This is a genomic window from Streptomyces rishiriensis (assembly GCF_003112535.1).
Lineage (GTDB): Bacteria > Actinomycetota > Actinomycetes > Streptomycetales > Streptomycetaceae > Streptomyces > Streptomyces rishiriensis.
Genome location: NZ_BEWA01000013.1, coordinates 119,136 through 142,859, shown reverse-complemented (window position 1 = coordinate 142,859; position 23,724 = coordinate 119,136). Strand labels below are relative to the sequence as shown.

Genomic DNA, 23,724 nt, shown 5'->3' with positions numbered 1-23,724 from the left:
GCTCGGCACCCCTGGCCCAGGTCGCCCGTGCCGGCCGGTGGCCGCTCGCCCGGTGGTCATCCGTACCCACGGACGCCGGGCGAACGGAGTTCAGCCGGTGTGACGCCTTTCACCTCCCGTGACGACGCCGGCATGTCGGTCCCGCCCCGACGCGGACGGCACCCCGACGCCGGCTCAGGCGGACGCCTCCACCATCCCCACGTGGTCGAACACCCCTCCGTCCCCGCCGTTCCCGCCGCTCCCGGTGGCCTCGGTGAGCAGATACGTCTGGGCCTCCCCCACGTGGAAATACAGTCCGTGCAGCTCCAACACCCCGTTCCGCAGGGCCCGGGCCACCGACTCGTGAGCCCGCAGATGCTCCAACTGCTGGACCACGTTGGTCAGACAGAGCTGCTCGACCTCGTCCGCAGGGGCGCGCCCGGCCAGCCGGGCTCGTGGCCGGTCGTCGTCGGCCGACCGCTCCAGGCTCGGCAAACCGTGCCGCAGCCACCGTCTCAGCGGGGTTCGCGCCTCGCCGGGCTCGGCGTTGAGCAGCGCCTGCATGGCGCCGCACCCCGAGTGCCCGCACACCGTGATGGACCGCACCTCCAGGATGTCCACCGCGTACTCGATCGCGGCCGCCACCGAGTCGTCCCCGCTCTCGTCCCCGGGCGGCGGCACGAGGTTGCCCACGTTGCGCACCACGAACAAGTCGCCGGGACCGCTGGACGTGATCATCGAGGTGACCAGCCGCGAATCCGCGCAGGTGAGGAACAGCTGGGTGGGCCGCTGCCCCTCCCGGGCCAGCCGGGCGAGCTCACCCCGTACCAGCGGCGCCGTGTTGCGCTGGAACGCGCTGATGCCGCGCACCAGTTGATGCCCACTCGGTTCAAGGGTCTGAGCCGCCTCCAGGCGGGGCGCAGCAGGCTCGGCGTGCCCGTTCGTCACCGCGGTCTTTCCGGTCTCCTTCCTGTGTGCCGGTTCTCCGGCCCCGGAGGGGGGTGACGCCTCTGCCGACCCGACCGCCCCTGCGGGGTCAGCCGGGCGTGCCGGGTGTGCCGGGTGCGCCGGGCCTGTCAGGTCCGCCCGATCTGCAGCCTGCGCGGGGCCCGCCGCCGTTGTCGGCGCCGAGTCTGCCCAGGCCGATGTGCTCGTCGAGCCCGGCCTGCTCCTCGTGCCTGACGTGCCTGACGTGCTTCTCGTGCTCGACGTGCAGGCCGGATCAGTCGTGCTTGTCGTGCCTGTCGTGCCTGTGGTGCCGGTTGTGCCCGTCGTGCCGGTCCGGTTCGACGGGGCGGCGGTCTTCGGTGGGCCGGTGGTCGCTGTCGTCGGCTGTGGCACCTCGCACTGGTGGTTGCGCCAGGGTGTCCAGGGGCGACAGCGACAGTCGGCGATCGGGACGTCGCCGGCGCGGGCGGGTTCGAGGCCCGGGGGAGCGGGCCACATTTCCCCGTCGGCCTCCGCGCCGTCGCCCGCTCCCCTCCTGGCGTCGGGTGTGGGGTCGAGCCCGGTGCGGGGCCGGCGGCCGGTCAGCTCTGCCGTGCCGCCGTGGGCGGTGTGGGCCTTCTGCCAGTCCTGCAGGGCCTCGTACGCGGCGTGATCCATGAAGGATCCGTCCAACTCGACGACCACGTGTGTGTGCTGAGGTACGAGGTGCAGGGTGCGGCTGAGTCGTGGCACGGCGAGGAACGTCAACTGGCCTCTCACATGTACGTGATGGACTCCTTCCTTCTCGTGGTGGGTGATGCGGGTGCGGGTGAGGCGGTGGAGGGCGACGGCGACGGCGACGGCGACGCCGATCAGCACGCCTTCCAGGACGCCGAGGCACACCACGCCGAGGGTGGTGACGGCGTACACCAGCACCTCTCGGTGGCGGGTCACCGTGCGAATGTGGTGCAGGGACACCATCTGGATGCCGACGGCCATCACCAGGGCGGCGAGTGAGGCGAGCGGGATGAGATCCAGGATCGGGACCATCAGCAGCGCGGCGACTACTACGAGAACGCCGTGCAGCATCGTGGAGTTCCGGCTCACCGCGCCGGCTCGCACATTCGCCGAACTGCGCACGGCCACGCCCGCCACGGGCAGTCCGCCGAGCGCGCCGGAGACGATGTTGGCCGCGCCCTGACCGAGCAGCTCACGGTCCAGGTCGGAGCGGCCGAGCCGGGGGGCGCGGGAGCCGAGCAGGCCGGGACGGGAGGCGATCAGTTTGTCCACGGCGACCGCGCCGAGCAGTGACTGCACGCTGCACACCAGCGTGGTGGTGAGGACGGCGGCGGCGAGCCCGAGCACCGGCCCGTCGGGGAGCCCGGCCAGGGCATGACTGCTCCAGGACGGCAGGTCGACCTTCGGCAGGGTGAGACCGGTGAGCGAGGCGATGGCGGTGGCGCCCGTGACGGCCACGAGCGCGGCGGGCACCTTCTGCAGCAGGCGGCCGGCCCGGCCGGGGATGCGCGGCCAGAGCAGCAGCAGGGTCAGGGTCAGCAGGCTCACGACGACGGCCGCGGGCTGCAGCCGGGCCAACTGGGCGGGCAGGGCCCGGAGGTTGTCGAGGACCGAACTCTGGGGCGTGCCGCCGAGGACGACATGCAACTGGGCGACGGCGATGGTGATGCCGATGCCGGCGAGCATGCCGTGCACGATGGCCGGGCTGACGGCGAGGGCCGTGCGCGCCACGCGCAGGCAGCCGAGGCCCAGTTGAGCCGACCCGGCGAGGACGGTGATGGCGCAGGTCGTCCGCCAGCCGTAGCGGTGGATGAGGTCGGCGGTGACGACGGTCAGCCCTGCCGCGGGACCGCTGACCTGGAGCGGCGATCCGCCGACCCGGCCGGCGACGATCCCGCCCACGGCGGCGGCGACGAGACCGGCCTGGAGGGGCGCGCCGGTGGCGAGGGCGATGCCCAGGGACAGGGGCAGCGCGATCAGGAAGACGGCGATCGAGGCGGACACGTCGGCGCTCTCGACGCGGAAGCGGCGGCGCGGGGCCTGTGGGGAGCTGTGGGACTGGTGGACGCGCTCGGTGTGCGTCGGGTGGGCAGTACGGGTGGGGACGCAGGCGGACATGTTCCCGTCTCCTCCGGGGCAGCGCGGTCGCGGAACAGGTGGTCCCCCGGCTGTGGCGGGGGCGGTCGCGGCCGTGGGTCACGGCGTGCAGTGGCGGGATGAAAAGATCAACGCTCGGTAAACGAATCGTAATGCAGAGTAAAGGTCAAGCATGGATTTTTCTGGCAAATAGTGCAATGAATCACTCGCAAGAGTGAAGTGGTCTTTTTGTCGGCTTGTCGTATTAATTCCCTCTCGGCCCTCATGCGACCTTGACCGCGCTGCCGGCTCGCCCGGCGCGTCACCAGAGAACGCCCTCGTCGGCGTTGGCCGAGAGAAGGAAGAAGGTGGGCGGAAGATGGCCGCCACCCAGAGGATCGCCGTCGGCACCGCGGTCGCCGCGGCTGTCGCCGTGTCACTCGCCGGTTGTGGGACGGGACCGCACGACTCCCACGGTTCCGCGGAAGGCGCGTCGGGCGCGCGGAAGGCGAAGCCCGCCCCCGCGCCCAAGAGCGTCGTCCGCCTGATCGGCGACGGTTCCACGGCGTACACCGGAGCCCAACCCCACCTGCCGCGGCCCGAGCGGCTGAAGCCCGGCCAGAAGCCACCGCAGTTCGTGGTCTTCTCGTGGGACGGCGCCGGTGAGGACAGTCAGAAGCTGTTCTCCCACTTCCGCAAGGTGGCCAAGGCCAACAACGCGACGATGACGTACTTCCTCAGCGGCGTGTACATGCTGCCGGAGGAGAAGGCGGAGCTCTACAGACCGCCGCAGCACTCGCGCGGCAGCTCCGACATCGGCTTCAACGACGAGCGCGGCATCGCCGACACCGTGAAACAGCTGCGGCTGGCGTGGCTGGAGGGCAACGAGATCGGAACCCACTTCAACGGTCACTTCTGCGGGAAGACCGGAGTGGGCGCGTGGTCGGTCGAGGAGTGGAAGGACGAGATCGCGCAGGCCAAGCAGTTCGTGAAGACCTGGAAGACGAACACGGGCCTGAACAAGGCGGCACCGCTGCCCTTCGACTACGACAAAGAACTCGTGGGGGCCCGCACTCCCTGCCTGGAGGGCCAGAAGAACTTCATGGAGGCCGCCCGCGAACTGGGCTTCCGCTATGACACCAGCGGCGTCGACAACCAGGTCTGGCCCGCCAGGAAGCAGGGCCTGTGGGACCTGTCGATGCAGCTCCTGCCCTTCCCCGGGCACAAGTACGAACAGCTCTCCATGGACTACAACTACATGGTCAACCAGTCCGGGACCGCCACCCAGGGCGACCCCGACAAGTTCGCGTTCTGGGGCGACCAGATGCGCGACAGCCTGCTCAAGGGCTTCCACCGGGCCTATGACGGCAACCGTGCGCCGTTGATCATCGGCAACCACTTCGAGTCCTGGAACGGCGGCACCTACATGCGCGCCGTCGAGGAGGTCGTGGAGAACGTCTGCAACAAGCCCGACGTGCGCTGTGTGTCCTTCCGGCAGTTGGCGGACTGGCTGGACGCCCAGGACCCGAAGACGTTGGCGAAGCTGCGCACACTGGACGTCGGCGAAGCCCCGAAGCAGGGCTGGGCCTCCTTCCTCTCCGGCGGCCCGGCCCCGGCCCCGAAGGGCGTGCCCGGGGCGCCGGCGGTCAGGCAGTAGCGGCAGACGTGCACGACGCCCGCCGCTCCGCCGTCACACGGAGGCCGTGACGCCCTCCCCGAGGACGAACCCGGGGTCGACCTGCGCAGCCAGGTCGGCCCCGGTGCGTTCGTTGCCCCAGGACTGGGCGTTCCTCAGGTGGAAGTGCACCATCTGCCGGGTGTAGCGCTTCCAGTCGCGCCTGTCGTACGCCGAGTCGACGGTCGTCCGCAGCAGGCTCATGGCGTTCCGGTTGGCGTCCTCCAGGAGTTCGAACCGGGGCGGCCGGCCCTTCTCCATGGCGCGCACCCAGTCCGAGTGCCCGACCGTCACGAGCAGGTCCTCACCGACCTCGGCGCGCAGGAACTCCAGGTCGTCCGGTCCCTGCACCTTGTTGCCGACGACCTTCAACTCGACGCCGAAGTCGCGGGCGTACTCCTTGTACTGGCGATAGACGGAGACCCCCTTACGGGTCGGTTCGGCGACGAGGAACGTCACGTCGAAGCGGGTGAACATGCCGGAGGCGAAGGAGTCCGAGCCGGCGGTCATGTCGACCACCGCGTACTCGTCGCGCCCGTCCACCAGATGGTTCAGGCACAGCTCCACCGCTCCGGTCTTGGAGTGGTAGCAGGAGACCCCCAGGTCGGCATCCGTGAAGGGGCCCGTGACCATCAAACGGACGGCGTTCCCGTCGAGTTCCACCGAGCGGGCGCACGCGTCGTACACCGGGTTGTTCTCGCACACCCGCAGCAGCCGGGAGCCCTCGCCGGGCGGCGTGGTCTTGATCATCGTCTCGGCGGAGGAGATGCGGGGGTTGGAGCCACGCAGGTAGTCCTTGATCAGCGGCAGTCGATCGCCCAAAGCGGGCAGTGCGGCCGCCTCCGCCTCGTCGAGGCCGAGCGCGGGGCCCAGATGCTGGTTGATGTCCGCGTCGACCGCGATCACGGGCGCGCCGCAGGCTGCGAGGTGGCGGATGAACAGGGAGGACAGGGTCGTCTTGCCGCTGCCGCCCTTCCCGACGAAAGCAATTTTCATGTTCACCAAGCGTAGTGCCCGTCTAGCTGTATGTGACAGGTGTGCGTGAAGAAGACCACTCCTTCGTGGGGTGCGGGCGCGCGTTGCGTAATGTCGTACTCATGAGTACGACAGGCGCGTCCGCCGATCCGCTCGCGGCCCTGGGCTCGCTGCCCGGTGTGGCCGAGTCCGTGGAGTCCGTGCGCAAGGCCGTGGACCGCGTCTACGGGCACCGGGTCATGCGCCGCCGCAGCAACGCGATCACCTCCGAGGCGGCCCTGCGCGGTGCGCGCGGCTCGGCGGCGCTGTCCGGGGCGGACTGGGCGCTGGAGGAGGTGCGCCGGCGGAGCGACTTCGGTGTCGACGGCGAGGCGCGGGTCATGGGAGCCGCGCTCCGGCTGACCGCGGAGGCGGGCCAGCTGCTGTCCATCTGGCGACAGTCGCCGCTGCGGGTGCTGGCACGGCTGCACCTGGTGGCAGCGGCGAGCGACGGCGACGAGGTCGGGCGTCCGCGGCAGGCCGGCGAAGCCGTCGACGAGCCGCTGATCGAGCTTCCGTTGCCGAGTGCCGACGAGGTCGCCGGCCGCTTGGAGGGACTGTCGGAGCTGATCATCGCGGGCGGGTCCGCGCCCGCTTTGGTGACGGCCGCCGTCGTCCACGGCGAGCTCCTGGCGCTGCGGCCCTTCACCTCGTACAACGGTCTGATCGCGAGGGCCGCCGAACGCATCGTCCTGATCGGCAGCGGCCTGGATCCCAAGTCGGTGTGCCCGGCCGAGGTGGGCCACGCCGAGCTGGGACGGGCCGCCTATTCGGCGGCTCTGGACGGCTATGCGTCCGGAACCCCGGACGGCATGGCGGCGTGGATCGCCCACTGCGGCAGGGCTGTCGAACTCGGCGCCCGGGAGTCGACGGCGGTGTGCGAGGCGCTGCAGCGCGGCGCCGCGTAACCGCCACACGCGGGTGAAGTACCTGCACCGTGTCGAGCGCCTGCGCCGTGCGGAGCGCCTGCGCCGTGTGGAGTACCTGCGCCGTGTGGAGTACCTGCGCCGTGCGGAGTACCTGCGCCGCGCGGAGTACCTGCGCCGCGCGAAGTGCGGGCGCTCAGGGGGCGTCGGACGGCGGCATGAAAATGGCCCCGCTCGGGGGCCGGTGAAAGTGTCGGCACGTGTATGGGCCGGAAAAGGGTTGCGGCGGTACGAGTTCTCGTACCGCCGCTGGCATGCTCACCCGGTTACCAAGCGTCCTCGATGTATTGCCCATCAGGTCGGGAACTTCGCCCGTCACCTGGTGCGGCTGGCCCGTAATCGACGGGTCGACGTCGCGTGGGTGCCCGGTGGTCATGCGCGGTCCGTGGGGCCAAATGCGTTGTTAAGGGGATCCTCGCGGATGTCCTTGGTCTCGCGGGCCGTTAAGTCCTTTGTACTCCAGGACCCGGACAAGCGGAAGTGCAGACAGCAGTTCTTTGCTTTTGCGTCCAAACGCGCCTTAAACGGGCGGTGCCGGGGCGGTGGCGGGTAGCGGCGGGCCTCCGGGCACGCGGCCCCGTCAAACGGCCGCCGCCCGCCGCCGGTTCGCGTACCAGACGAGGCCCGCCGTCGCGGCTGCCGCTCCTATGGCCGCCGCCGCGACGAGCGCCGGGCGGGGCGGCACGGAGAACGAGGGAATCCGCTGCTTGAGGCGCACCGGCCGGTGGAAGTCGAGGATCGGCCACCCGCGCGCCACGGCCTCGCGGCGCAGGGCCCGGTCGGGGTTCACGGCGTGCGGATGCCCCACCTCCTGCAGCATCGGCAGGTCGGTCGCCGAGTCGCTGTAGGCGTAGCAGCGGGAGAGGTCGTAGCCCTCGGACTCGGCCAGCTCCCTGACGGCCTCCGCCTTCGTCGGGCCGTACGCGTAGTACCCCACCTCGCCGGTGAAGCAGCCGTCCTCGCCCACGACCATGCGGGTGGCGACCACCCGGTCCGCGCCGAGCAGTTCCCCGATCGGCTCGACCACCTCGGCGCCCGAAGTCGACACGATGACGACGTCGCGGCCGGCGGTGTGGTGCTCCTCGATCAGGGAGGCGGCCTCGTCGTAGATCAGCGGATCGATCAGGTCGTGAAGGGTCTCCGCGACGATCTCCTTCACCTGCTGGACGTTCCAGCCGCGTACGAGGGCGGACAGGTACTCCCGGGTCCGTTCCATCTGGTCGTGGTCCATACCGCCCACGAGGAACACGAACTGGGCATATGCGGTCCGCAAGGCCGCCCGGCGGTTGATCAGACCGCCTTGGTAGAAGGACTTGCTGAAGGTGAGCGTGCTCGACTTCGCAATGACCGTCTTGTCCAGGTCAAAGAAGGCCGCTGTGCGGGGCAGGGAGTGGTTTTCCACAACCGAGAGCATAGAGGCAGCCCATTCGGCGTAAGGTGAGCGCGTGGGTTTGCCTGAGAGGCCTCTCGGGTACACCATGGAAGTCACGGATCGTTCGCGACCGTGCTAACCCGGTCCGGCTCCTCCCCCCCCGAGTCGGCCGTGGAGACGACCCCCGCTCTCCCCCCCGGCGGGGGTCGTCGCATGTCCGGGTGGGTTTTCACCTTCTGTACGCGACCTTCGCATCACATCGAGGCGGCCTGTGGCCGCCTCACCTGCATGTCTGCCCACAGTCACCGTGTGTGATCGTCGGGCTGCTCTGCGGAAGTCGCACACGAGATGGCGGGCGCGTCACCGGTATGGGTGACGGCGATATTCACAAGTGTCCACTCGTCCACAGTTATCCACCAAGATCCACACGATTTCCGGGATCGCTGCACCGTGATTCCCAGACGTCCGCTCGTGCCGGCTTCCCATGGCCGGTTCCGTTTGTCGGCGTCTGCGGCCGGTTTCTGTCGGCCGTTCATATGGAGACCGGATGCCGGTTCTCCACACGTTCGGGAATCGCGGGACCGCAGTGACTGCGTGTCACGCGGCGAAGGGGGCTGGAAATCATGGCCGGAACCGTCACACACAATCTGCCGCCCGCCACCGGAGGGCGGCCCGGCAAGCCGCTGATCGTCACGGAGGACGTGGACCTCCTCGACGATCTGCTGCGCCTGTGCGCCGCGGCCGGCGCCACACCGGAAGTGCACCATTCGGTGCCGGAGCGCCGGGGCAGCTGGGAGACCGCGCCGCTCGTCCTGGTCGGTGACGACGCGGCACGCCGCGTCCGCCGGGCCGTCCGCCGTCGCGGAGTGGTCCTCGTCGGACGCGACCAGGACGACTCGGGGGTGTGGCAACGCGCCGTCGAGATCGGCGCCGACCACGTCCTGATGCTGCCCGACGGCGAGCAGTGGCTCGTCGACCGCATCGCCGACGTGGCCGAGGGCGTCGGACGGCCCGCGCTCACCGTCGGCGTGATCGGCGGCCGCGGCGGCGCCGGAGCGTCCACGCTCGCGTGCGCCCTCGCCGTCACCTCCGCGCGTGAGGGCCTGCGCACGCTCCTGGTGGACGCCGATCCGCTCGGCGGCGGACTCGACGTACTGCTGGGCGGCGAAAGCGCCGAAGGCCTGCGCTGGCCTGCCTTCGCCGCCTCGCGCGGCCGGGTCGGCGGAGGCGCCCTGGAGGAGTCGCTGCCCCGGCTGCATTCACTGCGGGTGCTCAGCTGGGACCGGGGCGACTGTGTCGCCATCGCCCCCCAGGCCGTTCGCGCGGTGCTCGCCGCGGCCCGCCGCCGGGGCGGCACGGTCGTCGTCGACCTGCCGCGCCGCATCGACGACGGGGTCGCCGAGGTCCTGGCCCAGCTCGACCTGGGGCTCCTCGTCGTCCCGGCCGAACTGCGCGCGGTCGCGGCAGGAGGCCGTGTGGCCTCCGCCGTCGGCATGGTGGTGCGCGACCTGCGGGTCGCGGTGCGCGGCCCCTACGCACCCGGACTGGACGACACCGAGGTCGCCGGACTGCTCGGACTGCCGCTCGCCGGCGAGGTGCCCGTCGAGTCGGGACTGCTGCGTCCGGACGGCGGCAAGGCTCCGCCGGGCGCCAACGCGCGGGGGCCTCTTGCCCGCTTCTGCAAGGAGTTCTGGGAGCGAGCGCTGACCGAGGCGGGCGGGTCATGAGCACGCCGCCCGGCCTGCGGCGGCCGCGGAGCAGCACCGGGACGCTGCTCGACGGCGTACGGCAGTGGCTCGCCGAGAGCGGGGCCGAACCGACGCCCGCGCGCGTGGCGCAGGCACTGCGGGAACAAGGGCGGGTCCTCGGCGACGCGGAGGTCCTCGGCGCGGCCCGACAACTGCGGTCCGAACTGATCGGCAGCGGCCCCCTGGAGCCACTGCTCGCAGACCCCCGGGTCACCGACGTGCTGGTGTCGGGCTCCGACCGTGTCTGGGTCGACCGGGGCGGGGGCCTGGAGCTGACCGGCGTCTCGTTCCCGGACGCGGCTGCCGTGCGCCGCCTCGCGCAGCGTCTGGCCGCGGTGGCCGGGCGGCGTCTGGACGACGCCCGGCCCTGGGTCGACGCCCGGCTGCCCGACGGGACACGACTGCATGCGGTGCTGCCCCCGGTCGCCGTCGGTTGCACCTGCCTGTCGCTGCGCGTCGTACGGCCGCGCGCCTTCACGCTCGACGAACTGGTGGCCGCGGGCACGGTGCCGCCCGGCGGCGACCGGGTGCTGCGGGCCCTGGTGCGGGCGAGGCTGTCCTTCCTGGTCAGCGGCGGCACCGGCAGCGGCAAGACGACCTTGCTGAGCGCGCTGCTCGGTCTGGTCGGACCGGGGGAGCGGATCGTGCTCGCCGAGGACTCGGCGGAGCTGCGCCCGGATCACCCGCATGTGATCCGCTTGGAGACCAGACCCGCCAACCAGGAGGGAGCCGGGCTCGTCACGCTGGAGGACCTGGTGCGCCAGGCCCTGCGGATGCGTCCGGACCGGCTGGTCGTGGGCGAGGTGCGCGGTCCCGAGGTCGTCCATCTGCTCGCCGCGCTGAACACCGGCCATGAGGGCGGGTGCGGCACGGTTCACGCCAACGCCGCCGCGGACGTCCCCGCTCGTCTGGAGGCGCTCGGGACTGCGGCCGGGCTCGACCGGGCCGCCCTGCACAGCCAGTTGGCGGCAGCCCTGTCGGTGGTCCTGCACCTGGTACGCGACCCTGCCGGGCGGCGGCGGATCGATGAGGTGCACGTGCTGGAGCGGGACCCGTCCGGGCTGGTGCGCACCGTGCCGGCGCTGCGATGGCGGGCGGACGCCTTTGTCCAGGAGCGGGGATGGGAGCGGCTCGGCGAGCTGCTGCGGAGCCACCACGAGAACGAGGAGAGGGACGGTCGGGATGGGTGAGATGCCGATGGCGGCGGCCGTGGCCTGCGCCGGGGCGGCAGCCTGGCTGCTGGGCGGACCGCAATCCGGAGCCAGGCGCGCACGGTTGATGCTCGCCGGCGAAGGGACGGTCGGCAGCGGGCCCCCGTCGTGGGAGCTGCTGAATCGCGAGCTCCGACGACTGCGGGTGCGGTGGCGGCCCGAATGGTGGGCGCCGGTCGCCGGGCTGGTCCTGGCCGTGCTGGGCGGCTCCGTGCTGCCGGTCGTCGCGGGGGCGGCCGGGGTGCCGCTGCTGCGCCGTGCGCGACGTGCCGCCGACGCGCGGCGGACACAGGAACGCCGAGGGGACGCGGTCATCGCGCTCTGCGCGGCGCTGGCCGGGGAAGTTCTGGCCGGCCGGCAGCCCGGAGAGGCGCTGCAGCGGGCGGCTCGCGACTCCGCAGGGCTGGGAGCGGCGCAGCCGTCGGTGCTGGCGGCCGCCCGGTTCGGCGGAGACGTGCCCGACGCCCTCACGGTCGCCGCACGGCAGCCGGGGGCGGAAGGGCTGCTGGGGCTCGCGGCGTGCTGGCGGGTGGCCGTGGACCGCGGCGCGGGCCTGGCGGCCGGGCTCGACCGCCTCGAGGCGGCGTTGCGTGCCGAACGGGACCAGCGAGCCGACCTGCGCGCCCAGCTGTCCGGCCCGCGCGCCACGGTCGTGATGCTCGCAGGCCTGCCGGCCCTCGGCCTTCTGCTGGGCGCCACGCTCGGCGCCGACCCCCTGCATGTCCTGCTGCACAGCGGAGCCGGGCTGGGCTGCCTGCTCATCGGCGGCGCGCTGGAGGCTGCGGGCGCGTGGTGGGCCCTGCGGATCGTGCGCAACGCGGAGGCGACGTGAAGGGCGCGAAGGGCGAACGTCGGGCGGCACCGGCTACGGGGCGCGCGCGGCGGCGAGGGCGGACGACGAGGAGGGAGGCGGCATGAGCGGGGAAGTTGTCCACAGGCTGGGGGTGACGGTGGGGATCGTGACGGCCCTCTGGTGGCTGGGACGTCGGCTGGAGAGCGTACGAGGCGAACGCCGGGCGCGACGACGAGTGGCCGAAGTGCTGGGCGCGGGACGCCGGCGGGACGGTCCGCCGCTCGTCACGCGGGAGGCCGTACTGCGCTGGCTTCCGGAGGTGTTGGTGGCGGCCGCCGGATGGCTCCTGTTCGGTGGCGTGACCGGTCTCGCCCCGGGGTTGGCGGCCGCGGTCGTACTGGGGCGGTGGCGACGTCGGCAGCGGGCGTCGGCGGTGGTGAGCGACGCAGACGTCCGCCCCGCCGCCCGCCAACTCCCGCTCGCCGCGGACCTGCTGGCGGCATGCATCGCAGCCGGCGCCCGTCCGGTGGTCGCGGCGCAGGCCGTGGGGGAGGCGCTCGGCGGCCCCGTGGGGGAGGGGCTCGCGCGTGGCGCCGCCGAGGTCCGGCTGGGCGGTGAACCGTCCACCGCGTGGAGAAGGTTGGCCTCGATGCCGGGGGCGGCACCCCTGGCAGGGCTGCTGGAACGGGCCGACGTCTCCGGTCTGCCTGCGGCCGGACCGGTTGCCCGGCTCGCCGCCGACATCCGTGCCGAATGGACGCGGGCCGCGACGGCGAGGGCACGGCGGGCGGCTGTCATGGTCACCGCGCCCGTGGGGCTGTGCTTCCTGCCCGCCTTCATCGCGGTCGGCGTGCTTCCCATCGTGATCGGGCTCGCGGGCGGGGTGATGGGAGGGGGTGGGCGATGACCGATGACACCACGGTGAGCAACGCGGCCGGCGCGATCGAGTGCCGTGCGGTGCCGTGCGGCATGACGCGGACGCGGTGCGATGCGGGCGCGGTGCGATGCGAACGCGGCGCCCTGCGGTGCCGGGAGGTGCCATGGGGGCACCATCGAGCGCCACGGGCGCGATGACAGTGAACGTCCTGACGACCAGAGATCGACTGAACCGAACCTCACGGGGGTTGAAATGTACAAGGCGGTACGGGCGCGGCTGTGCGCCCTGAAGTGCGGGGCGCGTGCGGCGCGCAAGGACGCGGGAATGGTCACGTCCGAGTACGCGATGGGGATCGTGGCGGCCGTCGGCTTCGCGGTGCTTCTCCATCAGGTGGTGACGAGCGAGGGGGTCTCCGCTCAACTGACGTCCCTGGTAAGGCAGGCGCTCGGTGCAGGGGCGTGAGCGTGTGCCGGCGCATGTGGCTGGGCGTGGGCGTGTGCGTGGAGGCAGGTCCAGGCGCGGACGGCGCCGGGTGCTCGCCGGGGACGGGGGGTTCGTGACGGCGGAGGCGGCCGTCGTGCTGCCGGTCCTGGTGGCGTTCGCGATGGCGTTGGTCTGGGGGCTGCTCGTCATGTCCGCCCAGATCAGGTGCGTGGACGCGGCCAGGGCCGGGGCGCGGGCCGCGGCCCGGCAGGACCCGGCCGACGCGGTCCTCGCGGTGGCCCGTGCGACGGCGCCGCGCGGGGCGGACGTGACGGTCAGCCGGGAGGGAGATCAGGTCCGCGTGGTGGTCGTGGCGAAACCCGTGGCGTTGAGGGGGCTGCCTATCGAGGTGCGGGAAGAAGCCGTGGCAGCGGCGGAGGAGGCGTCGGCTGCGGGAGGGGGGGCCTCGGACTCAGAGGTGCCCTCGGACTCAGGGGCGGGGCCGTGAGCGCCCGGCGCTTCGGCCGGGGGCCGGGGGACGCCGATCGTGGCTCCGCCACCGTCTGGAGTCTCGGAGCGATGACCGTGCTGTGTGTCGTGTTCGGCCTCGTCCTCGCCCTCGGGCAGGCCGTGGCGGCCCGGCACCGTGCCGCGGGCGGCGCCGATCTCGCGGCGCTCGCCGCAGCCGATCACTGGTCGGAGGGTGTCGCGCAGGCCTGTGCCCGGGCGGAGCGGGTGGCCCGGGCACAGGGTGCACGGGTGGTGCGCTGTGCGGTCGTCGGTGAGATCTCGGACGTGACGGCGGCTTCCGGGCGCGGGCTGTTCGCCGCCGAGATGAGGGCGCGAGCCGGCCCGCCGGACGCGGCGCAGATTCCCCCACCCGCGCCCTTGCAGGCCCCACCCGCGCCCTGCGGGCCCCACCCGCGCCCCTGCCAGGTCCCCTCTGCGCCCCCGCAGGCCCCGTTCGTCTCCTCTACGCCTCCGGCCCCGGCCCCGTCGTCGCCGACGACCCCGAGGTCGCAGATGTCGCCGACGGCCCCGATGCCTGCTCCACCGCTGCCCCCGTCTTCTCCTCGGGAGCCTCCCGCAGGAGTTCCGTGAGCAGGCGGACCGCGCCCCTCTTGTGCAGAGGATCGTTGCCGTTGCCGCACTTGGGGGACTGGATGCAGGACGGGCAGCCGGCGTCGCACTCACAGGAGGCGATGGCCTGGCGGGTGGCGGTCAGCCACGCGCGGGCCGTGTGGAAGGCGCGCTCGGAGAAGCCCGCGCCGCCGGGATGGCCGTCGTAGACGAAGACCGTCGGCAGCAGCGTGTCGGGATGGAGGGGCACCGACACCCCGCCGATGTCCCAGCGGTCGCAGGTCGCGAAGAGGGGCAGCATGCCGATCGACGCGTGCTCGGCGGCGTGCAGGGCGCCGCCGAGGATCTCGGGGTTGATCCGGGCCGCGTCGAGCTGGTCCTCCGTGACCGTCCACCACACGGCACGCGTGCGGAGCGTACGAGGAGGGAGGTCGAGCTTCGACTCGCCCAGGACTTCACCGGTGATGACACGTCGACGCAGGAAGGAGACGACCTGGTTGGTGACTTCGACGGAGCCGTAGCACAGCCGCCCCTGTCCCCAGGGGACTTCGACGTCCGTCTCCAGGACGGAGATCGACGTCGTGTCGCGGGCGACCGTCGAGTACGGCGGGTCGGCCTGCTCGACCAGGGCCACGGAGTCCTCCAGGTCCAGGGACCGCACGAGGTAGGTGCGCCCCTGGTGGAGGTGGACCGCGCCCTCGTGGACGGTGGTGTGGGAGGAGCCGGCGTCGACCGTGCCGAGGAGTCGGCCGGTGCCGGCCTCGACGACCTGGACCGGCCGGCCGCCCTCGCCGCGGATGTCCGCGAGGTCGGCGGCCCGCTCCCGCCGGGTCCAGTGCCAGGCCCTGGTCCTGCGGCGCAGCAGTTTCGCGGCCTCCAGTTGCGGCAGCAGGCCCTCGGTCTCGGGGCCGAACAGGTCCAGGTCCTCCTCGGTCAGCGGGAGCTCCGCCGCCGCCGCGCACAGGTGTGGTGCGAGCACGTAGGGGTTGTCGGGGTCGAGAACCGTCGACTCCACCGGGCGGTCGAACAGGGCTTCCGGGTGGTGGACGAGGAAGGTGTCCAGGGGGTCGTCACGGGCGATGAGGACCGCCAGTGCGCCTTGCCCTGCCCGGCCCGCCCGGCCGGCCTGCTGCCACAGGGAGGCGCGGGTGCCCGGGTAGCCGGCGATGAGGACGGCGTCGAGCCCCGAGACGTCGATGCCGAGCTCCAGGGCGGTGGTCGCGGCGAGACCGAGGAGTTCGCCCGAGTGCAGGGCCTGCTCGAGGGCGCGTCGTTCCTCGGGGAGGTAGCCGCCGCGGTAGGCCGCGACACGCCGGGCCAGTGAGCGGTCGACCTCGGCGAGGCGCTCCTGCGCGATCACCGAGATCAGCTCGGCGCCGCGCCGGGAGCGGACGAAGGCGACGGTGCGCACGCCCTGGACTGCGAGGTCGGTCAGCAGGTCGGCGGTCTCGGCGGTGGAGGTACGCCGGACGGGTGCACCTTTCTCGCCGACCATGTCGGTGAGCGGGGGCTCCCAGAGGGCGAACACCAGTTCGCCGCGGGGTGAGGCGTCGTCGGCGACCTCGACCACCGGGAGGCCGGTCAGACGGCCCGCGGCCACGGCGGGCTCGGCGGCCGTCGCGGAGGCCAGCAGGAAGACGGGAGAGGCGCCGTAGCGGGCGCACAGACGGCGTAGCCGGCGCAGCACCTGGGCGACGTGGGAGCCGAACACGCCGCGGTAGGTGTGGCACTCGTCGATGACGACGTACTTCAGGGACTTCAGGAAGGAGGACCAGCGGGGGTGGGACGGGAGTATGCCCCGGTGCAGCATGTCCGGGTTGGTGAGGACGTAGTTGGCGTACTGGCGGATCCACTCCCGTTCCTCGAACGGTGTGTCGCCGTCGTACACGGCCGGCCGTACGGCGTTGCCGAGAGGTTGTGAAAGTTCCTTCACCGAACGGCACTGATCCGCTGCCAGCGCCTTGGTGGGGGCCAGGTACAGGGTGGTGGCCCCGCGGCCGTTGGGGGCCTCCGAGCCGTCCAGGAGGGCCGACAGGACCGGCACGAGGTACGCCAGGGACTTGCCGGAGGCGGTGCCGGTGGCGACGACCACGCTCTCGCCGTCCAGGGCGTGCTCGGCGACCCGGGCCTGGTGCGCCCAGGGGTGTTCGATGCCGCCGGCCTGCACGGCCGCGATGACCTCGGAACGAATCCGGTCCGGCCAGACTGCATGGCGGCCCGCACGCGGGGGCAAGTGCTCCGTATGAGTGATGCGCGACGCCCGGCTCGGTCCCGGGGCGAGCCGGTCCAGGACCTCGCCCGGAGACAGGCGGGGCGCGGCCTCGGACGGGGGTCGATCGGATCGGTGATTCTTGGCCATCGGCACCGAGTGTGTCACTGGCGTGACGGACAATGGAGCCAAGGCGTCGTGCACGCCTGCCGGTAAGTGATTGAATGCCATCGCGGCTGGCGTACCGTCCCGGGGGCTCCTGCTCAGGTGTTCCGAGGGACGACCGCTCGATAGCAAGGTGCTGGAGGATCCGTGGACCTGTCCCTGTCGACCCGTACCGTCGGCGATCGTACGGTCGTCGAGGTCGGTGGCGAAATCGACGTATATACCGCGCCCAAGTTGCGCGAGCAGCTGGTCGAGCTGGTGAACGACGGGAATTTCCACCTCGTCGTCGACATGGAGGGCGTGGACTTCCTCGACTCCACCGGGCTCGGCGTGCTGGTCGGCGGACTGAAGCGCGTGCGTGCCCATGAGGGCTCGCTCCGCCTGGTCTGCAACCAGGAGCGTATTTTGAAGATCTTCCGCATCACCGGTCTGACCAAGGTGTTCCCGATTCACACCTCGGTCGACGAAGCGGTCGCTGCCACCGACTGATCACCCCGTCCCGGGTCGCCTCGCGCGGCCCGGGCGCGGTTGGTCGAACAAAGCAGGGGGTCTGGGCCGAGACGGCCCGGCCCCCTGACAGCACGCCCGTAGTTCCGAGGGGGACGCATGGCCACCGTTGAACTCCGCTTCAGCGCGCTGCCCGAGCACGTCAGGACCGCCCGACTGGTGGCGGCAGCGGTGGCGCGCAGGGCAGGAGTGGACGAGGCCGTCCTCGACGAGGTCAGACTCGCTGTCGGCGAGGCCTGCTCACGCGCCGTCGGACTGCACCAGAGTGTCGGCATCACCGCGCCGGTGAAGGTGCTGCTGATCGAGGAGGAGAAGCAGTTCTCCATCGAGGTCGGCGACGAGGCGCCGCGTTCGGCGCCCGGTGACCGCGCGCCCGGCTCCGGCGGGGACGTGGAGGCCGAGGAGGACGAGATGGGCCTCGCGGTCATCAGCGGCCTGGTCGACGACGTGGAGGTCACCGCCGGAGAACACGGCGGACAGATCCGCATGACCTGGCCGAGGGCCTCGGCGGCGGCCACGCCGGTCTGAGCCGGACACCGGCCGGTCCGAGCCGGCCACGCCGGTCTGATCCGGACGCCGGTCCGAGTCCGCAACGCCGGTCCGAGCCGGCCAGTGCTTTTCTTCACCCGAAGGGCCCCACTCAGGTGGGGCCCTTCGGCATGCGCGCACCCGGGTGCTCGTGCATGCTGACAGTGGTCTCGTGAAAGTGAATCATGGGACGCCGAGTCAAACGGTGGCGAAAATCGACTGCAATTCGTGAAGCAATTCACGATCAATGCCTTGAGGGCATTACTTGACGAAAAGGCGAATTTCGTTTCCCACGCTCTGTTTTGATCAGGTTCCGGTACCTACAATCCGTCCACATCTTGAGCTCAGCCCAAGCGTCAAGGAGGACGAATGGCGGGGCTTTCTACCTCTCATCCGTTGGACCACCCCACAACTCTCGCAGCGGCAGAACTGACCCACGGGAACCGCCTGCTCGTGGTGGTCATCGCGGTCGTGGCGCTGGCCGCGCTCGTGGTCGCGGGCGTACTGCTGCGCCAGGTGCTCGCGGCCGGCGAGGGCACCGACAGCATGAAGAAGATCGCGGCGGCGGTCCAGGAAGGCGCCAACGCCTATCTGGCCCGGCAGCTGCGCACGCTCGGCGTATTCGCCGTCGTCGTGTTCTTCCTGCTCATGCTGCTGCCCTCGGACAACTGGAGTCAGCGCGCCGGGCGGTCGATCTTCTTCCTGATCGGCGCGGCGTTCTCGGCGGCCACCGGCTATATCGGCATGTGGCTCGCCGTGCGCAGTAATGTGCGCGTCGCCGCGGCGGCCCGGGAAGCGACTCCGGCGGAAGGCGAACCTGAAAAAGATCTCACCACCGTTTCGCACAAGGCGATGAAGATCGCATTCCGTACGGGCGGCGTCGTCGGCATGTTCACGGTGGGGCTCGGTCTGCTCGGGGCCGCCTGCGTGGTGCTGGTGTACGCGGCCGACGCGCCGAAGGTACTGGAGGGTTTCGGCCTCGGTGCGGCCCTCATCGCCATGTTCATGAGGGTCGGCGGCGGCATCTTCACCAAGGCCGCCGACGTCGGCGCCGACCTGGTCGGCAAGGTCGAGCAGGGCATTCCGGAGGACGATCCGCGCAATGCCGCGACCATCGCCGACAATGTGGGCGACAACGTCGGCGACTGTGCGGGCATGGCGGCGGACCTCTTCGAGTCGTACGCCGTGACCCTGGTGGCCGCCCTGATCCTCGGCAAGGCGGCCTTCGGCGACGCCGGGCTCGCCTTCCCGTTGCTCGTCCCCGCGATCGGCGTGCTCACGGCCATGGTCGGGATCTTCGCGGTCGCCCCGCGACGCGCCGACCGCAGTGGCATGTCCGCAATCAACCGGGGGTTCTTCATCTCCGCGGTGATCTCGCTCGCGCTGGTCGCCGTGGCCGTCTTCCTCTATCTCCCCGGGACGTACGCCGACCTCGACGGCGTCACCGACGCGGCGGTCCGGGGCAAGGACGGCGATCCGCGCATCCTCGCCCTGGTCGCCGTCGCGATCGGCATCCTCCTGGCCGCTGTCATCCAACAGTTGACGGGCTACTTCACGGAGACCACCCGCCGCCCGGTGCGCGACATCGGCAAGTCGTCGCTGACCGGCCCCGCCACGGTCGTCCTCGCCGGTATCTCGGTCGGACTCGAATCGGCTGTCTACACGGCCCTGTTGATCGGCCTGAGCGTCTACGGGGCGTTCCTGCTCGGCGGCACGTCGATCATGCTGGCGCTGTTCGCGGTGGCGCTGGCCGGCACCGGGCTGCTCACCACGGTCGGCGTGATCGTGGCGATGGACACCTTCGGGCCGGTCTCCGACAACGCGCAGGGCATCGCGGAGATGTCCGGTGACGTCGAGGGCGCGGGGGCGCAGGTGCTCACCAACCTCGACGCCGTGGGCAACACGACCAAGGCCATCACCAAGGGCATCGCCATCGCCACCGCGGTCCTGGCGGCGTCGGCGCTCTTCGGGTCCTACCGGGACGCGATCACGACCGGCGCGCAGGACGTCGGCGAGGAACTCTCCGGAGCGGGCGCGCCCCTCAACCTGATGATGGACATCTCGCAGCCCAACAACCTCGTCGGCCTCATCGCGGGCGCGGCGGTCGTCTTCCTCTTCTCGGGTCTGGCGATCAACGCGGTGTCCCGGTCGGCCGGTTCCGTGGTGTTCGAGGTGCGGCGGCAGTTCCGCGAGCACCCCGGGATCATGGACTACAGCGAGGAGCCGGAGTACGGCAAGGTCGTCGACATCTGCACCCGGGACGCCCTGCGCGAGCTGGCCACACCGGGACTGCTCGCCGTGCTGGCGCCCGTCTTCATCGGGTTCACCCTCGGGGTCGGGGCGCTGGGCGCGTTCCTGGCGGGCGCGATCGGCACCGGCACGCTGATGGCCGTCTTCCTGGCCAACTCCGGCGGCGCGTGGGACAACGCCAAGAAGCTCGTCGAGGACGGCCACCACGGCGGCAAGGGCAGCGAGGCGCACGCCGCGACGGTGATCGGCGACACGGTCGGCGACCCGTTCAAGGACACCGCCGGTCCCGCGATCAACCCGCTGCTGAAGGTCATGAACCTGGTGGCGCTGCTCATCGCGCCCGCAGTGATCAAGTTCAGCTACGGCGAGGACAAGAGCATCGGCGTGCGGATCATGATCGCGGTCCTGGCGCTCGCCGTCATCGTGGCCGCCGTCTACGTCTCCAAGCGGCGCGGGATCGCCGTGGGTGACGAAGACAACGCGGGAACGGCGTCCAAGTCGGCCGATCCCGCGGTGGTTTCGTAGGCCCGCTCACCGGGGCCCAGCTCAAAGGGCGGGCGGGCGGCGCGGGTTGCCGCGCCGCCCGCCCGCCGTGTCGGACGTGTGACCATGCCGTGACCCTTCTCTCTCTTGGTGCAAATGGCTTCATTCATCGGTATAGCGGACATTCGTTCTGGGGCTGTCGCCCGGTTGGCGTGTATGTTCCGGGGCCGAGAGCCATGGAAGGGACCAATCCGGTGAACAAGAAGCTCGCGGCCGCACTGTCCGGCGGTGCGGTACTGGTACTGGCGCTGTCCGGATGCAGCAGCAGCGGCGACGGCGGCGGCAACAAGGAACTCGACGCCTGGGCCAAGCAGGTCTGCGACGCCCTGCCCGCCCAGGACGCGAAGGTCGACGCGGCGAACGCCGCGATCAAGCAGGCCGCCACGGACAACAACGCTCCGGCGAACGTCCAGAAGACCGACTCGCAGGCCTTCCAGGACATGTCCGACGCCTACAACGCGCTCGCCCAGGCCGTCCAGAAGGCGGGCACGCCGCCCGGCGTGGACGGCGGCGAGAAGAAGCAGAAGGACGCCGTCTCGGCGCTCACCACCCTCTCGACCTCCTACGCCGGCCTGAAGAAGCAGGTCGACGCGCTGGACACCAAGGACCAGGCGAAGTTCGCCGACGGCCTGCAGAACATCGCCACCGACCTCGGCAAGCTCAGCAAGAGCGGCAACACCGCGCTGAAGAACCTCGAACAGGGGGACGTCAAGGACGCCATGGCCAAGCAGGAGACCTGCAAGAAGGTCGCCTCCTCCGCCAAGGCCCGCGCGACGACGAGCTGACGCGGCACGGCCCGGGGTGCTCCGGGGGACGCCACCCGAGTGGCGACGGGACACAATGGGAGGCGTGAGTAACGCCACCCCGTCCCCCCTGCCCTCGGCCGACCGCCCCGAGGTCGCCGCCCTGCTGCGCGAAGCCCTGCTCGCGGCCTCCTTCACCGCGGACGGCCTCCTCGAACTGCTCGGCGCCCCCGCCTACGCGGCCCTCGCCCGCAGCGAGACCGTGCCCGCGCTGCGCGCGACCCGCGGGGACACGCCGCTGGAGACGCTCGTCCGCCTCTTCCTGCTCCAGCAGCCGGCGCCGCACGCGCGCGTGGCGGAGTTCCTGCCGGTACGCGCGTGCGTGGAGAGCGGCTGGCTGGCCCCCGCCGGCCCGGACGAGGTGGCCGCGACCGTCGACGTCCGCCCGTACGGCGGCCCGGACGGCGAGGACTGGTTCATCGTGTCCGACCTGGGCTGCGCGGTCGGCGGCGCCGGCGGCAGCGCGAGCGGAGGCCGGCAGGCCGACGCGGCGGTCGTCCTGGGCGTGGGCGGGGCGTCGACGACCCTCGCCGGCATCACCGTCCGCAAGCCCGTGTCCGCGGCTCTCGACCTCGGCACCGGATCCGGCATCCAGGCGCTGCACGCCGCGCAGCACGCCACGCGCGTGACGGCGACCGACCTCAACCCGCGCGCCCTGCACATCACCGCGCTCACGCTCGCGCTGTCCGGAGCCCCGGCCGCGGACCTGCGCGAGGGCTCCCTGTTCGAGCCGCTCCGCGAGGACGAGACGTACGACCTGATCGTCTCGAACCCGCCGTTCGTGATCTCTCCGGGCGCCCGGCTGACCTACCGGGACGGCGGGATGGGCGGGGACGATCTGTGCCGCTCGGTCGTTCAGGGAGCGGGGGAACGACTGAACGCCGGCGGGTTCGCACAGTTCCTCGCGAACTGGCAGCACGTGGAGGGGGAGGACTGGCAGGACAGGCTCAGGTCATGGGTGCCACGAGGCTGCGACGCGTGGATCGTGCAGCGTGAGGTGCAGGACGTCACGCAGTACGCGGAGCTGTGGCTGCGCGACGCCGGCGACCACCGGGGCGACCAGGCCGAGTACCAGGCACGCTACGACGCATGGCTGGACGAGTTCGAGGCGCGCAAGGTGAAGGCCGTCGGATTCGGCTGGATCACGCTGCGCAGGACGCAAGCCGCGGAGCCCGTGATCACGGTGGAGGAATGGCCGCACGCCGTCGAACAGCCGCTCGGCGACACGGTCCTGGCCCACTTCGAGCGACTCGACCACCTGCGCACGCACGACGACGCGGCCCTCCTCGCCGGACGCTTCCGCCTGGCCGCGGAGGTCGTCCAGGAACAGGTCGGGCTGCCCGGCGCCGAGGACCCGGAGCACGTCGTGCTGCGCCAGAACCGCGGCATGCGCCGGGCCACCAAGGTGGACACGGTCGGCGCGGGCTTCGCGGGCGTGTGCGACGGTTCGCTGAGCGCCGGGCGGATCCTCGACGCCATCGCGCAACTGGTCGGCGAGGACCCGGTGTTGCTGCGGGACCGCACTCCGGCCCAGATCCGCCTGCTGGTGGAGCAGGGGTTCCTCGAACCTGCGGAGTGACGGCGGAATGGCGCGGGGCGGCGGAGCCTGCGCTGGGACGGCGGAACCCGCGGGTCGGCGGCGGAGCCTGCGGTGCGTCGGCGGAACCCCGCGGGTCGGCGGCGGAGCCTGCGGTCGAACGGCGGAAACCCGCGGGTCGGCGCTAGGACCTTGCCGTGCGGCGGACCAACCCGCGCTGCGGCGGAGCCTGCACTCGCCCGCTCGCCCGCTCGCCCGCTCGCCCGCTCGCCCGCTCGCCCGCTCGCCCGCTCGCCCGCTCGCCCGCTCGCCCGCTCGCCCGCTCGCCCGCTCGCCCGCTCGCCCGCTCGCCCCCCGGCCCTCCCGCCGGTTTCCGCCGTCCCGTCGCCTCCCCCGGCCGTCCCGCGGGTTTCCGCCGTCCCGTCGCTCCCGTCGCCTCCGCCGTGCCCCGCTCAGTGGCTGTCTGCGGCCCCGCGACCCCGCTCGTAGTCCCGCCGTTCACCTCGGGTTCGCCGGGTCGCCGCCCGCGCGTGCCAGTCTCCCCGGAGCCGGGGCGTGCGTGAGCGGGAGAGCAGGGGCGGGGACGAGCATGGAGAGTGGGCCGACGGTCTTCGCGGGGATGGTGTTCGTCCTGTTCGGGGGTGCACTCCTGGTGTGGACCGCGGTCCGGGTGCGGCACCGCGAACCTGTGGCCCAGGATGTGAGCCCCGTCGCATCGGCGACGCTGGCCGGCCTCGCCGCGGTCGCCACGCTGGCCCTCGGCGCGTGGTGCTTCACCCGCCTCTGAGGCCGCTGGGGGATCACGTCCGGATACGGCGGGATCACCGCGCGGACCACCGACGGGACCGGGTCGTGAGCCCTCTTCGGGGATGTCGCCGGATCTTCGTTCGAGCGGCGTGAGCATGATCCCGTCGATGTCCCGCCGATAAAGGGGACGGCGTGTTCCGGACGTACGGAAAAGCACCGGTCGGTACTCCAGGCGGCAGGAATGGCGGTAGTCGGGTTACCGTTCGAGTGGCCGTTGCGGGCTTTTCCCGTTTGACAGGGGGGCGGGATGTACCGT

The 23,724-nt window shown here is 71.8% G+C and carries 18 protein-coding genes and 1 pseudogene; 15 read left to right on the top strand and 4 right to left on the bottom strand.

The features are described from left to right. Window positions 1-174: 174 nt before the first annotated feature. The gene (locus tag Sri02f_RS23675; protein ID WP_109003316.1) at window positions 175-3,042 is read right to left on the bottom strand and encodes a SulP family inorganic anion transporter; all 2,868 of its coding nucleotides are present in this window, start codon (window positions 3,040-3,042) and stop codon (window positions 175-177) included. Between the two features lie 337 nt (window positions 3,043-3,379). On the opposite strand from Sri02f_RS23675, the gene Sri02f_RS23670 reads away from it, so the two are divergent. Continuing rightward, a complete protein-coding gene (locus tag Sri02f_RS23670; RefSeq protein ID WP_109003315.1) occupies window positions 3,380-4,657 on the top strand; it encodes a polysaccharide deacetylase family protein in 1,278 nt (425 codons plus the stop codon). A 33-nt stretch (window positions 4,658-4,690) separates the two neighbouring features. Here the strand turns inward: Sri02f_RS23670 and Sri02f_RS23665 are convergent, their stop codons facing one another. Then, window positions 4,691-5,671 carry an ATP-binding protein gene (locus Sri02f_RS23665; RefSeq protein WP_109003314.1) on the bottom strand — a complete coding sequence of 327 codons (981 nt, stop codon included), beginning with the start codon at window positions 5,669-5,671 and terminating at the stop codon, window positions 4,691-4,693. 101 nt (window positions 5,672-5,772) lie between these two features. Here Sri02f_RS23665 and Sri02f_RS23660 point away from each other — a divergent pair, with 101 nt between their 5' ends. Further along, window positions 5,773-6,597: a Fic family protein gene (locus Sri02f_RS23660; protein ID WP_109003313.1), complete on the top strand. Its 825-nt coding sequence runs from the start codon at window positions 5,773-5,775 to the stop codon at window positions 6,595-6,597. Window positions 6,598-7,195: 598 nt separating this feature from the next. On the opposite strand, the gene Sri02f_RS23655 is transcribed toward Sri02f_RS23660, so the two are convergent. Next, window positions 7,196-8,029, bottom strand: coding sequence for an HAD family hydrolase (locus Sri02f_RS23655; protein ID WP_109003312.1), 834 nt, complete (start codon window positions 8,027-8,029; stop codon window positions 7,196-7,198). A gap of 581 nt (window positions 8,030-8,610) precedes the next feature. Here Sri02f_RS23655 and ssd point away from each other — a divergent pair. The 7 genes and pseudogenes from ssd to Sri02f_RS23620 all read left to right on the top strand — a co-directional run. After that, the gene (gene ssd / locus Sri02f_RS23650; protein ID WP_109003311.1) at window positions 8,611-9,714 is read left to right on the top strand and encodes a septum site-determining protein Ssd; all 1,104 of its coding nucleotides are present in this window, start codon (window positions 8,611-8,613) and stop codon (window positions 9,712-9,714) included. Next, the gene (locus Sri02f_RS23645) at window positions 9,711-10,925 is read left to right on the top strand and encodes a TadA family conjugal transfer-associated ATPase (protein WP_109003310.1); all 1,215 of its coding nucleotides are present in this window, start codon (window positions 9,711-9,713) and stop codon (window positions 10,923-10,925) included. The genes ssd and Sri02f_RS23645 overlap by 4 nt, the downstream gene beginning before the upstream one ends. Next, complete coding sequence (locus Sri02f_RS23640) at window positions 10,918-11,778, top strand: type II secretion system F family protein (protein WP_109003309.1); 861 nt, start codon at window positions 10,918-10,920, stop codon at window positions 11,776-11,778. The genes Sri02f_RS23645 and Sri02f_RS23640 overlap by 8 nt, the downstream gene beginning before the upstream one ends. An 82-nt stretch (window positions 11,779-11,860) precedes the next feature. Continuing rightward, window positions 11,861-12,646, top strand: coding sequence for a type II secretion system F family protein (locus tag Sri02f_RS23635; RefSeq protein WP_109003308.1), 786 nt, complete (start codon window positions 11,861-11,863; stop codon window positions 12,644-12,646). 222 nt (window positions 12,647-12,868) lie between these two features. Then, entirely contained in the window at window positions 12,869-13,078 is a 210-nt protein-coding gene (locus Sri02f_RS23630; RefSeq protein ID WP_109003307.1) for a DUF4244 domain-containing protein, read from the top strand. 94 nt (window positions 13,079-13,172) lie between these two features. Further along, window positions 13,173-13,547, top strand: a complete 375-nt coding sequence (locus Sri02f_RS23625; protein WP_174855691.1) for a TadE family type IV pilus minor pilin — start codon at window positions 13,173-13,175, stop codon at window positions 13,545-13,547. A 71-nt stretch (window positions 13,548-13,618) separates the two neighbouring features. Next, a pseudogene (locus tag Sri02f_RS23620) lies at window positions 13,619-13,906 on the top strand (Rv3654c family TadE-like protein); the annotation flags it as partial. A gap of 106 nt (window positions 13,907-14,012) precedes the next feature. On the opposite strand, the gene sftH reads toward Sri02f_RS23620, so the two are convergent. Next, window positions 14,013-16,559 carry a DEAD/DEAH box helicase gene (sftH, locus tag Sri02f_RS23615; RefSeq protein WP_245970750.1) on the bottom strand — a complete coding sequence of 849 codons (2,547 nt, stop codon included), beginning with the start codon at window positions 16,557-16,559 and terminating at the stop codon, window positions 14,013-14,015. 81 nt (window positions 16,560-16,640) lie between these two features. Here sftH and bldG point away from each other — a divergent pair, with 81 nt between their 5' ends. The 6 genes from bldG (at window position 16,641) to Sri02f_RS23585 (ending at window position 23,448) form a co-directional block, all read left to right on the top strand. Further along, the gene (gene bldG, locus Sri02f_RS23610) at window positions 16,641-16,982 is read left to right on the top strand and encodes an anti-sigma factor antagonist BldG (RefSeq protein ID WP_009189842.1); all 342 of its coding nucleotides are present in this window, start codon (window positions 16,641-16,643) and stop codon (window positions 16,980-16,982) included. A 117-nt stretch (window positions 16,983-17,099) separates the two neighbouring features. Beyond that, window positions 17,100-17,528: an ATP-binding protein gene (locus Sri02f_RS23605; protein WP_109003306.1), complete on the top strand. Its 429-nt coding sequence runs from the start codon at window positions 17,100-17,102 to the stop codon at window positions 17,526-17,528. 369 nt (window positions 17,529-17,897) lie between these two features. Next, a complete protein-coding gene (locus Sri02f_RS23600) occupies window positions 17,898-20,303 on the top strand; it encodes a sodium-translocating pyrophosphatase (protein WP_109003305.1) in 2,406 nt (801 codons plus the stop codon). Window positions 20,304-20,497: 194 nt separating this feature from the next. Continuing rightward, a complete protein-coding gene (locus Sri02f_RS23595; RefSeq protein ID WP_109003304.1) occupies window positions 20,498-21,106 on the top strand; it encodes a small secreted protein in 609 nt (202 codons plus the stop codon). Window positions 21,107-21,161: 55 nt separating this feature from the next. Beyond that, window positions 21,162-22,703, top strand: a complete 1,542-nt coding sequence (locus Sri02f_RS23590; RefSeq protein ID WP_373865119.1) for a DUF7059 domain-containing protein — start codon at window positions 21,162-21,164, stop codon at window positions 22,701-22,703. Window positions 22,704-23,250: 547 nt separating this feature from the next. Then, window positions 23,251-23,448: a hypothetical protein gene (locus tag Sri02f_RS23585; protein ID WP_109003303.1), complete on the top strand. Its 198-nt coding sequence runs from the start codon at window positions 23,251-23,253 to the stop codon at window positions 23,446-23,448. Window positions 23,449-23,724: the final 276 nt, after the last annotated feature.

What these genes read in the sequence shown, in the direction of transcription:
- Sri02f_RS23645 (WP_109003310.1), top strand. Translation starts at nt 9,711, where the DNA reads ATGAGCACGCCGCCCGGCCTGCGGCGGCCGCGGAGCAGCACCGGGACG.
- ssd (WP_109003311.1), top strand. Translation starts at nt 8,611, where the DNA reads ATGGCCGGAACCGTCACACACAATCTGCCGCCCGCCACCGGAGGGCGG.
- Sri02f_RS23605 (WP_109003306.1), top strand. Translation starts at nt 17,100, where the DNA reads ATGGCCACCGTTGAACTCCGCTTCAGCGCGCTGCCCGAGCACGTCAGG.
- Sri02f_RS23660 (WP_109003313.1), top strand. Translation starts at nt 5,773, where the DNA reads ATGAGTACGACAGGCGCGTCCGCCGATCCGCTCGCGGCCCTGGGCTCG.
- Sri02f_RS23630 (WP_109003307.1), top strand. Translation starts at nt 12,869, where the DNA reads ATGTACAAGGCGGTACGGGCGCGGCTGTGCGCCCTGAAGTGCGGGGCG.
- Sri02f_RS23635 (WP_109003308.1), top strand. Translation starts at nt 11,861, where the DNA reads ATGAGCGGGGAAGTTGTCCACAGGCTGGGGGTGACGGTGGGGATCGTG.
- Sri02f_RS23585 (WP_109003303.1), top strand. Translation starts at nt 23,251, where the DNA reads ATGGAGAGTGGGCCGACGGTCTTCGCGGGGATGGTGTTCGTCCTGTTC.
- Sri02f_RS23590 (WP_373865119.1), top strand. Translation starts at nt 21,162, where the DNA reads ATGGGAGGCGTGAGTAACGCCACCCCGTCCCCCCTGCCCTCGGCCGAC.
- Sri02f_RS23675 (WP_109003316.1), bottom strand. Translation starts at nt 3,042, where the DNA reads ATGTCCGCCTGCGTCCCCACCCGTACTGCCCACCCGACGCACACCGAG.
- Sri02f_RS23640 (WP_109003309.1), top strand. Translation starts at nt 10,918, where the DNA reads ATGGGTGAGATGCCGATGGCGGCGGCCGTGGCCTGCGCCGGGGCGGCA.
- Sri02f_RS23655 (WP_109003312.1), bottom strand. Translation starts at nt 8,029, where the DNA reads ATGCTCTCGGTTGTGGAAAACCACTCCCTGCCCCGCACAGCGGCCTTC.
- Sri02f_RS23665 (WP_109003314.1), bottom strand. Translation starts at nt 5,671, where the DNA reads ATGAAAATTGCTTTCGTCGGGAAGGGCGGCAGCGGCAAGACGACCCTG.
- Sri02f_RS23600 (WP_109003305.1), top strand. Translation starts at nt 17,898, where the DNA reads ATGGCGGGGCTTTCTACCTCTCATCCGTTGGACCACCCCACAACTCTC.
- sftH (WP_245970750.1), bottom strand. Translation starts at nt 16,559, where the DNA reads ATGGCATTCAATCACTTACCGGCAGGCGTGCACGACGCCTTGGCTCCA.
- Sri02f_RS23595 (WP_109003304.1), top strand. Translation starts at nt 20,498, where the DNA reads ATGGAAGGGACCAATCCGGTGAACAAGAAGCTCGCGGCCGCACTGTCC.
- Sri02f_RS23670 (WP_109003315.1), top strand. Translation starts at nt 3,380, where the DNA reads ATGGCCGCCACCCAGAGGATCGCCGTCGGCACCGCGGTCGCCGCGGCT.